Here is a 12,710-nt window from a genome sequence, read left to right on the forward strand (position 1 = left end):
CCGTCCCGCTCCGACCACCAGAAGGAGACCGACCGATGACCCACTCACTCCCCGCCCCGGCAGCCGGGGGCGAAGCCGCGGGCGCCGTACGCCATCTGCGCCTGGTGCGCGAGCCCGTGCGGCACGGCGAGCGCACCGCCGACGGCAAGCCGCTCCTCGGCTACGTCGTGCTGGTGCCGCCCGGCCTCGATCCCGCGGACCTGCTGGCCGAGGGCGCCGACGCCGCGCCGCTGCAGCGGGCGCCGCAGAGCGCGGGACCGCCGGACGCGCCGCCCGGCGGCGGGCCCGTACGCATCGACGTGGAGCGGCGGGTGGCCGAGGTGGACGGGCAGCCGATGGACCTGACGTTCCTGGAGTTCGAGTTGCTCGCCCATCTCGTCGCCCACCCGCGGCGGGTGCACTCGCGCGAGGCGCTGGTGACCACCGTCTGGGGCTACAGCCACGTCGGCGACGGCCGCACGGTCGACGTCCACGTCGCGCGGCTGCGCCGCAAGCTCGGCGCGGCGCACCGGCACCGGATCGTGACGGTCCGGCGCATGGGCTACAAGTACGAGCCGATCGAGCCCTGACGCGCCCCCACCTCGCCCCCCACCTCGCCCCCATCCCGGTTCCCCCGATCCCGAAAGGCGAGCTCCCCATGGCCGCCCAGCTCCACCTCTCCGCAGCCCTCGACGACGCGACCCCCGACCACCGCCCCGCCGGGGCGGGCGGGGCGCAACCCCCGCCGCCGTACGCGCGCTGGACCCGGCTGGTGCACCTGGCCGAGCAGGGCGGTCTCGACTTCGTCACGCTCGACGGCGCGGGCGGTCCCGGGCGGCTCGACGTACTGGCCGTGCTCGCCCGGGCGGCCGGCGCCACCAGCCGCATCGGGCTCGTCCCGGCCGTCACGGCGCTGCCCGCGGGGCGGTTCGCGCCGCTGACGTCCGCGGCGGCGCGTATCGCCGTCGACGGCAGGGCCGGCTGGCTGGTACGGACCGCGCTGCCCGGCGAGGGCCCGTTCGGCACGCAGCCGCACGGCCGCGGCACGTACGCCGCCGGGGCCGGCCGGCACCCCGCCGCCCGCCGGCCCCTGTCCGCCGCCCGGCTGCGCCGGCCGCACCGGCCGCCGGTGGCGGTGGTGCTCGACGTGCACGGTCCCGACCGGCGCTGGCTGCAGGCCGCCCGGCACGCCGACGTGGTGCTCCTGGACGCCGAGCACCCCGCCGCCGCCCAGGTGTGCCGCGCGGCGCTCAAGCACCAGGCGGCGGCCGCGGGCCGCGATCCGCACGCCCTGCGGGTGCTGCTGCGCCTCGGGGTCGACCTCGGCCGGGGCGGCGGGCGCGGGCTGCGGCCGCGGGCGGAGACGCTGCACTTCGCCGGGCCGCCTGCCGAACTGGCCGGGCTGCTGGCGGAGTGGCACGCGGAGGGGGTGGCCGACGGATTCCACCTGCTGCCGGCGCACGCGGCCACCGATCTGCTCGCGGTCGTGTACGGGCTGGTGCCGAAGCTGCGCGAGCGCGGGGTGTTCCGCTCCGGCTACCGCGGGCGGACGCTCCGCGAGCACCTGGCACCGACCGCCTGACCGCCGGCCGGCCGCGGCCCGCCCGACCGCCGGCCCCCGCGGGAGGACCGGGGCGCCGGCAACGCAGCGGCCCCGTATGGCTCAGCGAGCCGTACGGGGCCGTTGCCGTGCGCCTCCAGGGCCCCCGCCGGCGGTGCTGGCACCGGCCGGGGCGTCCTGAGGGGGCGTACGCCGGTCACGTACACGCGCTTCCGCGCACCCGGGCGGGCGCGCCGGCGGCGGCCGACGGGAGCCGGGAGCAGGGGAGCAGGGCCCTTCGCACTCCTCCGGGTTAGCGAAGGGCCCTGCCCGTCTGTATGGAGCCCGGCGCGGCTCCGCGTCTCCGCAGTCCGCTCACCGTCTCCGACCGATTCCTAGTATTCCCATCGGTGTGCTAGGAATTATGGAAGCAGTAGCCTCGTCGCGTCAACAGGTGCCCGGGGGTGGACCGGTCCCCGGGACGCGAGATCATGGACGAGTCCGTTCCCGGCTTAGCTGGAGGTACCGTGGCCGCGCCTTCTTCTCCCCCCGCCGCTGGTCCCACCCGCCACGTCGTGGCCGTCGTCGGCGCGGGCGCCGCGGGGGCCCTGACCGCGATGCAGCTCTGCGAGACCGCGATCCGGCGCAGCACGCCGCTGGAGCTGGTGCTGATCGACCCGGCGCCGGAGGCGGGCCGCGGCATCGCGTACGCCACCCCCGACCCGCGGCACCGGCTGAACGTCCCGGCCGGCGGCATGAGCTGCTACCCGGACGACCCCACGCACTTCGTGCGCTGGCTCCGCGCCCACGGCGAGCCGGACGCCTCCGCCTGCGACTTCGTCTCCCGGCACCGCTTCGGCGCCTATCTCGCCGACTCCCTCGGCCAGGCCGTCATCCGGGCCCACGGCACCGTCGCGGTGAGCCGGCTGCGGACGAAGGCGACGGGCTGTACGTGGACCGCCGGCGGGCGCGCCGCCCTGCGCCTCGCCGACGGTCGCACCCAGCGGGCCGACAGCGTCGTCATCGCCACCGGACCCACGCCCGGCCCCCGCGGCTGGGCTCCGGCGGTCCTGCGTGCCAGCGACCGCTTCGTCCCCGACCCCTGGGCGCCCGGCGCCCTCGACCCGCTCGCCGGGGACGCCCACGCCGCCGCCGACGTGCTGCTCGTCGGCACCGGCCTGACGGCCGTGGACATGGCGCTGAGCCTGGAGCGGTCCGGCCGCCGCGTGCATGCCGTCTCCCGCGGCGGCGAACTGCCCCGCCCGCACGCCCTGACCGCGCTGCCGCCCCTCCAGGCGGACCCCGGCCTGCCCGGCCTGCCGCTGGCGCAACTGCGCGCCGCCGTACGCCGCCACGTGGCCGCCGCCGTCCGCGCCCACGGCGACTGGCGCCCCGCCGTGGACGGGCTGCGCCCGCTGACGCAGGCGATGTGGGCCCGGCTCTCCGACGACGACCGGGCCGACTTCCTGGCCCGCGACGCCTCCCGCTGGAACGTCCACCGGCACCGCATGCCCCCGGCCACCGCGGAGTCCGTGCAGCGGGCCCTGGCCGCGCGGCGGCTGCGGCTGCACACCGGGCAGGTGCGGGACGTCGCCGAGGTTCCCGGCGGCGGCCTGGCCGTCACCCTGAGCGGCGGCCGGACGCTGCACGTCGGCTGGGTGGTCGACTGCACGGGGCCCGGGCTGCGCGTCGAGGAGTGCGCCGACCCGCTGTGGCGGGGGCTGCTCGCGGACGGCACGGCCATGCCGGGCCCGCTGGGCATCGGGGTGGCCACCGACGGCGGCCGGCTGCGCCCGGGCCGTGCCCCGGCGATACGGGCCGGCTCCCCCGCCGCCGCTCCCCCGCCGCTGTTCACCCTCGGCGCCGCCCGCCGCGGCGAGCTGTGGGAGACCACCGCCGTGCCGGAGATCCGGGTCCAGGCCGCCGAGGTCGCCGCCGCCGTGCTGGAGCCGCTGCGCGAGCCGGTACGGGGCCGGCGCCGGCCCACCGACATCAACGGCCTGCCCGTCTCCACGCACGCCGCTGCCGCCGCCGCGTACCGCACGGGCCTGGAGCGGCTGCTGAAGGTCCGCGCGGGCGCCGAGACCGCGCTCGCCCGCGCCGTGGAGCTGGACCCGGGCTTTGCGCTGGGGCACGCCGCGCTCGCGCTCGTCGGGCACGAGTGCGGCGCGGACGTCGACGTGCCGCGGGCGCTGGCCGACGCGCAGCGCGCGGCGCGCGAGCGCGCGGACGAGCGCGAGCGGGCCTTCGTGGAGGTCGTCACCCGCCGGATCGCCGGCTCCGGCGGCGACGAGGCGCTGACCCGGCACCTGGCCGCGTACCCGGGCGACGCCCTGGCGCTGAGCGTCGCCGTGCCGACCATCGCGTTCTCCGGCGTCACCGACCTGGACGGCGCGATGGCCCGCCGGCTGGTGGAGCGCACCACGTCCGCGTACGAGGGGCACTGGTTCCACACCTCGCTGCTGGCCTTCATGCGCCAGGACGACGGCCGCTTCGACGAGGCCGGGGAGCTGGCCCGCCGGGCGCTGGCCGTGGAGCCGGCCGCGGGCCACGCCGTGCACGCGCTCGCCCACGTGCACTACGAGACCGGGGCCCACGAGCGCGGGCGGGACTGGCTGGACGGCTGGATCGGCGACCAGGGCCGCGGTGCCACGCACCGGGCGCACTTCTCCTGGCACGTCGCCCTGCACGAGCTGGCACTGGACGACCCGGACGCGGTACGGCGGCGCTGGTTCGCCCAGTTGGCGCCGGGCCGGGTGAACGGGGTGCGGGCGCTGGTGGACTCGGGGTCGCTGCTGTGGCGGGCCCGGATGTCGGGGTGCTGGACCGGCGAGCAGCCCGTGGAGGGCGTGCTGGCGGCGGTCGAGCGGGAGGTCGTGGAGCGGCCGGCGACGCCGTTCACCGCGATGCACGGCGCGGTGGCGCTGACCGCCGCGGGCGACCTGGCGGCGCTGCGCCGGCTGCGTACGCACGCGGCGGGCGCGGACCCGGTGCAGCGCGAGGTCGTGGCCCCCCTCTGCGAGGCGCTGGAGGCGGTGCTGGAGGAGCGCTGGCCGGACGCGGTGGCGCGGCTGGAGTCGATCCGGCCGGTGCTGCGCAAGGTCGGCGGCAGCGCGGCGCAGCGCGAAGTGGTGGAGGAGACGCTGCTGTTCGCGCTGGTGTCGGGCGGCCGGTGCGAGGCGGCCAGACGGCTGCTGGAGACCCGGCTGGACCGCCGTGACTCCCCCGCCGACCACCGCCGCCTCGCGGCGCTGCCCGGGCTCGACTGACGTCCGTACGGCACGGCCGGCCCGTACGGCACCGTCCCACGGGCGGCGGCGTACGGGCGCGCTCAGTCTTCCGCGGCCTCGGGCCGCAGGGGGCGCCAGTACTGGCGGGTGCCCTCCTCGCGCACCACGTGGCCGAGGCGCTGCACCTCCTCGCGCAGTTCCTCCGCGTCGGTGGCGTTCTTCTTCGTGAGCGCGTGCTCCCGGGCCTTCAGCACGGCGTTGGCCGCCGCGGACAGCTCCGCGGAGTCGCGGACCCAGCGGTGGTAGCAGCCGGCGTACGGGTCCTCGTGCAGCCACCGGTAGCCGTGCGCGGTGAAGCCGCGGGCGAGGTCGGCGGGCTCCAGGTCGGTGGGCCTGCGCAGCAGTTGGCGGGAGGCGGCGTCGAGGATCACCAGCCGGTCCTTGTCAAGGAAGGCGGCGGCGACCTCGGCGCGGGCCAGGATGCGGGACTCGCCGTCCTTGTCGATCCGTACGGTGTCGTCCTCGAAGGTCACGCGCATCGCCAGCACGTACACGAGGAGCCCGCCGGCCAGCCCCAGCACCAGCCCCACGACGGGGCCCGCGACCGCGGTCCAGCCGTCGTCGAAGGAGGCCACCAGCTCGAACGGCCCCTTCATCGGCGCCCACTTCAGCCCCGCGACCTCGTCCGCGACGCGCGGGACGAGCCAGCCGAGGAAGAGGCCGAGCGCCGGCAGACCGGCGAGCAGCAGCAGGCGGTACAGCAGGCCCGGGCCCACGGTGGCGGCGGCGCGCTTGGCGAGGCGGTCGCCGTCGGGATCGCCGTCGGGTTCGCCGCCGTCGCGGTCGTCACGGGACATCGCGGGTGCTCCGGAATCCATCGTCGGTCGTCCTTCCTGCCGGTCCCCGGCGACGCTACGGACGCGGGGCGGGGCGGCGGATCGGCCGAAGGTCTGCGGAGCGCGGCGGCGGGTACGACTTTGGTCGCTTCCCCGCGGGCGGGGGTGCCGTAAGAGAACCGGCCCCGGAGCCGTGGGGCTCCGGGGCCGGCTGGGCTCACCGCCGAATCACAGGGGCTGGACGGTGATGTTGCGGTAGCGGACCGCGTTGCCGTGGTCCTGGAGCCGGATGGCGCCGGCGACCGGCGTCTCCGGTTTCCCGGCCCCGGTGGGGCCGTCGACGGCGACGTCGTCCTGGACCTTGACGCCGTTCCACACCACCGAGATACGTGCGTCCTCGGTCTTCTTGCCGTCCGCGTCGAAGCGGGCGGCGCGGAAGGTGATGTCGTACGTCTGCCAGGTCCCCGGCGGCTTCGCCGCGTTCACGTCGGCCGCCTTCTTCTTGTAGATGGCGGCGGCGTCGTCGTTCGCCAGCGGGTCCTTGCCGTACGAGTCGAGGATCTGGACCTCGTACCGCTCCTGGAGGTACACGCCGCTGTTGGCGCGGTTCTGCCCGGTGACGTCCGGCGGCAGTTCGGGCAGCCAGAACTCCACGTGCAGCTTGAAGTCCTCGTACGCCTTCTTGGTGCGGATGTCGCCGCAGCAGACCTCCATGGCCTCGCCGTCGAGCAGCGGCCACTCCGGCGTCCTGCCGTCCACGTGCTGGAAGGCGGAGCGGTCCGCGCCGTCGAAGAGCGTGACGGGCTCGCCGCTGCGGTGGACGCTGATCATGTCGAGGTTGACGTGCCCGGTGTCGTCGCCCTCGTTGACGTAGCGGATGGTGTTCCTGCCCGCGCGCAGCGAGACCTTCTCGGTCTTGGTCGTCCACTCCTTCCAGGTGCCGGTGGACGCGAGCTGCGCCTGCTTCACCTTGGTGCCGTTGACGTACATGCTGACCGTCTTGGTGCCGGTGAAGGGGTTCGGGCCGTTGGAGTAGCGCAGTCCGACGTCGTAGGTGCCTCCCTTCGCGGTCGTGACGTCGAACGTGGTGGAGGCGCCCTTGGTGCCGTAGCCGGCGACGAAGCCGCGGCCGGAGTGGCCGGCGTGTTCGTCGGCGAGTTCCGCGCCGCCGTCGAGCCGGCCTTCCTCGGCCTCGTACGCGGTGGGCACGCGCTCCTCGTCACCGGGGATGTTGTTCAGCGTGTACCACGCCTCGGTGCTCCAGAGCTCCTGGCCGCCCTCGGCGGTGAACGGGCGCGGGGAGCGCACGTGCACCACGTGGCCGGGCTTCAGGCCGGGGATCTGCAGGGTGACCTTCTTGCGGTCGTCCGACAGCTTCGCGGAGGTCACCGGCAGCACCTCCTCGTCCACCTTGGGCCCGCCGTACTCGGGGGTGGGGACGTAGCGCCACTGGGTGACCGAGTAGCTCTCGGCGAGCGCGTCGGCGGTCTCCTGCGACAGCGGCTTGGTGTAGCTCATCTCGAAGCCGGTCTCGGTGGCGTCCATGGAGACGATGTCGAACGCCTCGTTCCCGCCGGGCGTCAGCTTCTGCAGGCCGTGCTTCAGCTTGCCCGGCTGGCCCCAGTTGCCGCCCGCGCCCAGGCCGCCGGCGTAGATCGCGCCGTCGGGGCCCATGCTGATGCGGTTGACGCCGGCCTCCAGGCCCTGGGTCATGCGGAAGACCGCGCCCTGGTACTCACCCTTGACCTTCTGCAGGTCGGCCCGCTGGATGCCGCCGTAGGTGACGTCGCCGAAGAGGAGCTGGCCCGCGAACGTGCCCTTGTCCATGTACAGCGGCGTGCTGGGCGAGTTGGCTATCTCGTTCTGCGGCAGCCAGAGCACGGGCTGGGTGACGGGCTGGTCGTCGAACGGCCCGTCGGGGTTGGTGTAGTGGTTGAAGAAGCGGTCCTGCTTGATGTGCAGGAGCTTCGACGACGGCAGCCAGCCGCCCTGGTTGTCGAGGACGAACATGTCGTCCTGCGGCCCCCAGCCGATGCCGTTGGGGGTGCGCAGACCGCCGGCCACGTAACTGACCTTGCCCGTCTTGCGGTTGACCTTGATGGTCGTGCCGCGGTTCTCGGAGGGCTGCGGGTCGGTGGTGGCGCCGCCGTAGTTGATGGCGACGGAGAGGTTCAGGTAGAAGAACCCGTCCCTGTAGAGCAGGCCGAAGGCGAACTCGTGGAAGTTGTCGCTGAACGGCCAGGTGGCGACGGTCTCGTACGCGTCGGTGACCTCGTCGCCGTCGTTGTCCTTCAGCCGCGTCAGCTCGTGCTTCTGCGAGACGTAGAGGTCGCCGTCGACGTACTTGATGCCCTGCGGCTCCTTCAGGCCCTCGGCGACCTTCTTCACCGTCACCTTCTCCGGCGAGGTGTCGCCGGTGACGTTGTCGAGGAGGTACACCTCGCCGGTGACGTTGTCGGTGCCGCCCCAGGTGGTCACCGCGAGCCGGTCGTCCGGCAGCCAGTCCATCGCGGTGACCTGCGGCTCGAAGCCGTCGGGGCGCAGGTCGGTCAGCTTGAAGTCCGGGTGGACGCTGTTCAGCGGCAGACCGTCGCCGGGCGAGTCGGTGTAGCCCTCGCACTCCTTGCGGCCCGGCGCGGTGACGCGGACGACGCCGACGTCGGTGCTGAGCACCGAGTTCGGCACGGTGGTGAAGCCACCGGCGCCCGGAGGCTGCCAGGCCAGGGTGACCTGCTGGCCGCCGCCGCGCTCGAAGTGCTCGATGAAGAGCGAGTGGTAGCCGGCGGTCAGCTCGACGGTGCCGTCCTTGGGGGGATCGGTGCCGTGCAGCCCGTCGTGGTCGATGACGACCTGGTTGTCGATGAGCAGCCGAGAGCCGTCGTCGCTGGTGAGGCGGAAGGTGTACGTGCCGTTCTGGGGCACGTTGATGTTGGCGATGGTGTGCGAGACGAAGTTGTCCTCGAAACCGAAGTCCCCGGCGGTCGAGAAGTCGATCTGCGGCATGAGCTTGTCGACGTTCGGGGTCTGCGCGGGCTTGAGCGTGCAGATCTCGTCGAGCGGGACCTGCACGTCGTACGTGCGCAGCGTCACGCCTGGCTCCTGCGGGGGGAGTTCGGCGAAGGGCTGGTTCTGCGGGCCGGGGGCCCGTTCGGCACCGGGTGCCGGATCAGGTGCGGGATCGGCGCCGGCGGGTGCGGCCCAGACCCCGCCGACGAGGAAGACCGCCGCGAGCACCGTGGTCATCCGTCTGCGGACCCGGTGGTACAGCCGTGCGGACATTCGTTCCTCCAGACGCGAAAGGGGGCGGGAAGAACCTTCGGATTCCGGGCGGGTGCGGCGCTGAGCCTAAAGACTTCGTCCGGGCCTGTCCATACTTTGTCATCCGAGAGAAAAAAGTTCCGGGACCAGGTCGTGGGCGTCGCGGCGGGCGGGGAGCACGGCCTCCTCGGGCGCGGGGGTGGCCGGCCAGCGGGTGCGTACCCCCGTGTCGGCCCAACCGCCCACGGCGGCGAGGAACTTGTCCAGCGCCGGATTCGACAGGCCGCGGGCCTGGAGCGGCGCGATGTGCCGGCGGAACAGCTCGGCCAGCCGGCGCTGGACGTCCCGGGCGGCGGCCGGGTCGGTGTGCATCGTCTCGTACCAGCGGACGGAGCCGGCCGGGGCGAGGGCGGCGACGTTGGAGTAACTGCCGTGCGCGCCGCGGGCGATGCCGGTGGCGAGCAGATGGCCGGGGACGAAGACGGAGCAGCGGTCGGCGTACGGACGGACGGCGGCGTACCAGTCGTCGTCGCCGCCCGCGGTCTTCAGCCCGACGAGCGCGGGCACCTCGTCCAGCAGCCGGCCGAGCAGCGTGGGTGACACCGGGGTCTTGGCGTGCGGCGGGTTGTAGAGCACCAGCGGCACCGGGTCCGCGACCTCGGCGATCCGGGCGAGGAAGGCGACGGCCTCGTCGTCGGCGAGCGGCAGCCAGTCCGGGAGGATCACCTGCAGTGCGCCGGGGGCCAGTTCGCGGGCGCGGCGCACCCGGGCGAGGGCGGTCTGCGCCACCGGGTGGGAGGCGCCGATCTGGAACGGCAGGCCCGCCGCGGTGCACCGCTCGGCGAGCAGTTCGCTGATGCCGTCGAACTCGTCCTCGGTCAGGGTGTGGAACTCGCCGGCCGTGCCGTGCGCGTAGATCCCGTGCAGGCCCGCGTCCAGCAGCGCGTCCAGTTGCCCCGCCAGCCGGCCGCGGTCGATCGCGTCACCGGCGTCCAGGGGCAGCAGCAGCGTTCCCCAGACCCCGGTGATGTCCTTCGCTCTGAGTGGTGTCATGCCTGGAGCGTACGAGCCCGGCGCGCGGCCGGAAGAGGCCGAGGGGACAAGCCACTAGAGCCAGCCGGCCGGGAGGGCGGCACCCCCGGCGCGGAGGTGGCGGAGGGCGGCGGCGATGGAGTGGCAGTCGAAGAGCGCCGAGTGCTCGGCGCCCGCGGCGGGGCTGGACAGGCCGAGGGCCTGCCAGAGCCTGCCGGAGTTGACCGAGGCGGTCTGCGGGGCGAGGGTGTTGAGCCAGGGGCGCACGTTGAGGAAGCCGTTGGCGAGGAAGCCGTGCGCAACCCGCTCGCCGCGGGCCCTGGCCCAGCCGACGTTCTCGCCGAGCACGATCATGTCGTTGCCGTACGAGAGCACCGAGCTGCCCGCGCAGAAGCCGAGGAAGTCGCCGAGCGCCGCCGCGGGGTCGCGGCCCTCGCGGTCGACGGTCTCCTGGCCGATGCCGGTCAGCTCGCTGAAGTACGGGGACAGCCGCGGGTTGACGACGGGCCGGACCAGGGTTTCGAACTCGTCCGTCACGGCGAAGTCCGCGTCCAGCCGCAGGGCTCCGATCTGCACGATCTCCCGCAGCTCGCCCGGCGCCGACCAGTCCCGCTCCGGCGCCCCCGGCCAGGTGGTGAACTCCAGGTCGAAGACGATGATTGACGGCACGTGGCCCTCCTCCGGTTGCGCGGCAGCCAGCGTACGGCCGCGGCCGCCCGGAACGATCAACCGGGGTGGCGTGCCGCCGTGTCGTCCGCTTCGGCCGCGGGCGCCGCGGCTCCGGGGGCGGCGGCGTCCGCGGCGGCGAGGCGGGCGTCGGCGCGGTCCGGGGCGTAGAGGTCGTCGACGACCATGGCGGCGGCGCCGACGAGCGCCGAGCGGTCGCCGAGCCGGGCGGTGACGACGTCGAGATGCGCGGTGGTCCGCGGCATCGCGCGCCGGTACAGCAACTCGCGTACGCCGGTGAGGAACGGCACCGATGACAGCTCCCCCGCGATCATCAGCACCCCGGGGTTGAGCAGCGTGACCACCGTGACCAGCACCTCGCCCACCCGCTGCCCCGCCTCCCGGGCCAGCCGCACCGCCTCCGGGTGCCCGGCGGCCAGCAGGTCGCGCACGTCGGAGCCGGAGGTCGCGGGCACGCCGAGGCCGTCGAGCCGGGCGGCGAGCGCGTGCCCGCTGGCGACGGCGGCGAGGCAGCCGTACGAGCCGCAACTGCACAGCGCCTCCCGGCTGTCGTGCAGCCGTATGTGCCCGATGTCGCCGGCGCCGCCGTCGATGCCGCGGTAGACGCCGCCGTCCACGACGACGCCCGCGCCTAGGCCGGTGGACGCCTTGACGAGCAGGAAGGCGGCGCAGCCGGGGAAGCCGGCGCGCTGTTCTCCGTACGCCATGAGGTTGGCGTCGTTGTCCACGAACACGGGGACGTCCGGGGCGCCGCCCAGCCGGGCGGCGAACGTACGCCGCAGGTGCCCGGTGATGGGGTAGCCGTCCCAGCCCGGCATGATCGGCGGCTCCACGACCCGGCCGGCCGTGACGTCCACGGGACCGGGCACGGAGAGGCCGATGCCGCAGACCCGCGCCGCGCTCTCGCCCGCCTCGGCCAGCAGCGGGCCGAACCAGCGGCACACCTCCTCCAGCACCGGCTCGGGTCCGTCGCCGATGACCAGCGGGCCGGTCTTCTCGGCCTGTAAGTTGCCCGCGAGGTCGAGCACGGCCGCGCGGCCGTGCCGCGTCTCCAGGTCGGCGGCGAGGACGACGGCGTGCCGGTCGTCGAACTCCAGCCGGGCGGAGGGCCGGCCGCCGGTGGAGGTGCCGGCCACCTCGCGGATCCAGCCGGCGCGGAAGAGCTGGTCGAGGCGGAGCCCGACGGTGGACCGGGACAGCCCGGTGGCCCGCTGCAGCTCGGCGCGGGTGGGCGCCTCGCCGCTGCGGATGAGGCGCAGCAGGCGGCCCGCGCTCGCCGGGTTCGCCGCCATCGTCCCGCTGCTCCCTTCCCGTCAGCCGGTACGCGCGCGCCGCCCTGGCGCGGCGCGCTGTCCCCCGGAGACAGAAGTACCACGCGAAGCCGACAACCGCCGAGCGGGGCGGGGTTGGGCAGGACCGGGCGGGGGCTCAGCGGCGGCGGCGTACGCGGCGTACGGCCAGGGCGACGGCGGTGACCGCCGCCGCGACCGCGGCGCCGGCGGCGGCCCGCTTGGCGACGGGGACACCGGCGGTACGGACCAGGTCCAGCGGCTCGGTCCCGGGGGCGGCGGTCCCGACGGCAGGCGCGGCGGGCTCGGCTCCGGGCGCGGGTTCGCCTCCGGCTGCGGGTTCGCGTACGGCGCCGGCACCGGCGTCCGCCCCGTCCGCGCCCGTGGCCCCCTCCGCGCCGCCGTCCGCCAGCTTCCCCGCCAGGCACTCCGCGAACCGCCCCACCAGCCGGTCGCCCACCTCCGCCAGCACCCCCCGCCCGAACTGCGCGGGCCGGCCCGTGACCGCCAGATCCGTCACCACCGACACCTGCGTGCCGTCGCCCGTCTCGGTCAGCTCCCCCGTGACCGTGGCCCGCGCCGTGCCCGTGCCGCGCGCCTCCTTGCCGTTCGCGGTCAGCACCATGCGCCGGCCCGCCTCGTCCTTCTCCTGGAAAGAGGCCGTGCCCCGGTAAGTGAGCGTGATCGGGCCGACCTTCACCTTCACCGAGCCCCGCACCGTCTCGCCGTCGAAGCTCTCGACCGACGCCCCCGGCATGCAGGGCGCGATGCGCTCGATGTCGAGCAGCGCCCGCCACGCCTCGTCGGCCGGTACGGGAACGGTGAACTCGTGCCGCAGCTCCATGGCGGTCCCTTCGTT

General features: G+C 75.1%; 9 protein-coding genes. 3 read left to right on the forward strand and 6 right to left on the reverse strand.

Translation table 11 applies throughout. The annotated features are described in order from the left end of the window. Window positions 1-35 precede the first annotated feature (35 nt). From CXR04_RS02610 to CXR04_RS02620, 3 genes are all read left to right on the forward strand, one after another. The gene (locus CXR04_RS02610) at window positions 36-569 is read left to right on the forward strand and encodes a winged helix-turn-helix domain-containing protein (RefSeq protein ID WP_101420283.1); all 534 of its coding nucleotides are present in this window, start codon (window positions 36-38) and stop codon (window positions 567-569) included. A gap of 68 nt (window positions 570-637) precedes the next feature. Further along, window positions 638-1,561: an LLM class flavin-dependent oxidoreductase gene (locus CXR04_RS02615; protein ID WP_101420284.1), complete on the forward strand. Its 924-nt coding sequence runs from the start codon at window positions 638-640 to the stop codon at window positions 1,559-1,561. A 533-nt stretch (window positions 1,562-2,094) separates the two neighbouring features. Next, a complete protein-coding gene (locus CXR04_RS02620) occupies window positions 2,095-4,788 on the forward strand; it encodes an FAD/NAD(P)-binding protein (protein WP_101420285.1) in 2,694 nt (897 codons plus the stop codon). Between the two features lie 62 nt (window positions 4,789-4,850). On the opposite strand, the gene CXR04_RS02625 is transcribed toward CXR04_RS02620, so the two are convergent. The 6 genes from CXR04_RS02625 to CXR04_RS02650 all read right to left on the reverse strand — a co-directional run bounded on the left by CXR04_RS02625 (window position 4,851) and on the right by CXR04_RS02650 (window position 12,695). Then, the gene (locus CXR04_RS02625) at window positions 4,851-5,627 is read right to left on the reverse strand and encodes a YqeB family protein (protein WP_234380002.1); all 777 of its coding nucleotides are present in this window, start codon (window positions 5,625-5,627) and stop codon (window positions 4,851-4,853) included. A gap of 186 nt (window positions 5,628-5,813) precedes the next feature. After that, on the reverse strand, window positions 5,814-8,864 hold the full coding sequence (locus tag CXR04_RS02630) for a family 16 glycoside hydrolase (RefSeq protein ID WP_101420287.1): 3,051 nt from the start codon (window positions 8,862-8,864) through the stop codon (window positions 5,814-5,816). Between the two features lie 99 nt (window positions 8,865-8,963). Beyond that, complete coding sequence (locus tag CXR04_RS02635) at window positions 8,964-9,896, reverse strand: dihydrodipicolinate synthase family protein (protein WP_101420288.1); 933 nt, start codon at window positions 9,894-9,896, stop codon at window positions 8,964-8,966. 54 nt (window positions 9,897-9,950) lie between these two features. After that, on the reverse strand, window positions 9,951-10,544 hold the full coding sequence (locus tag CXR04_RS02640; protein ID WP_101420289.1) for a 3'-5' exonuclease: 594 nt from the start codon (window positions 10,542-10,544) through the stop codon (window positions 9,951-9,953). Window positions 10,545-10,600: 56 nt separating this feature from the next. Continuing rightward, on the reverse strand, window positions 10,601-11,854 hold the full coding sequence (locus CXR04_RS02645) for an ROK family transcriptional regulator (RefSeq protein WP_234380003.1): 1,254 nt from the start codon (window positions 11,852-11,854) through the stop codon (window positions 10,601-10,603). Between the two features lie 136 nt (window positions 11,855-11,990). Then, entirely contained in the window at window positions 11,991-12,695 is a 705-nt protein-coding gene (locus tag CXR04_RS02650) for an SRPBCC family protein (protein ID WP_101420290.1), read from the reverse strand. Window positions 12,696-12,710 lie beyond the last annotated feature (15 nt).

Origin of the sequence: Streptomyces sp. CMB-StM0423 (assembly GCF_002847285.1) — a bacterium.
Lineage (GTDB): Bacteria > Actinomycetota > Actinomycetes > Streptomycetales > Streptomycetaceae > Streptomyces.

Bases quoted from the DNA above. Each gene is read 5' to 3' on its own strand.
- CXR04_RS02625 (WP_234380002.1), bottom strand. From the start codon at position 5,627: ATGGATTCCGGAGCACCCGCGATGTCCCGTGACGACCGCGACGGCGGC.
- CXR04_RS02645 (WP_234380003.1), bottom strand. From the start codon at position 11,854: ATGGCGGCGAACCCGGCGAGCGCGGGCCGCCTGCTGCGCCTCATCCGC.
- CXR04_RS02635 (WP_101420288.1), bottom strand. From the start codon at position 9,896: ATGACACCACTCAGAGCGAAGGACATCACCGGGGTCTGGGGAACGCTG.
- CXR04_RS02610 (WP_101420283.1), top strand. From the start codon at position 36: ATGACCCACTCACTCCCCGCCCCGGCAGCCGGGGGCGAAGCCGCGGGC.
- CXR04_RS02630 (WP_101420287.1), bottom strand. From the start codon at position 8,864: ATGTCCGCACGGCTGTACCACCGGGTCCGCAGACGGATGACCACGGTG.
- CXR04_RS02650 (WP_101420290.1), bottom strand. From the start codon at position 12,695: ATGGAGCTGCGGCACGAGTTCACCGTTCCCGTACCGGCCGACGAGGCG.
- CXR04_RS02615 (WP_101420284.1), top strand. From the start codon at position 638: ATGGCCGCCCAGCTCCACCTCTCCGCAGCCCTCGACGACGCGACCCCC.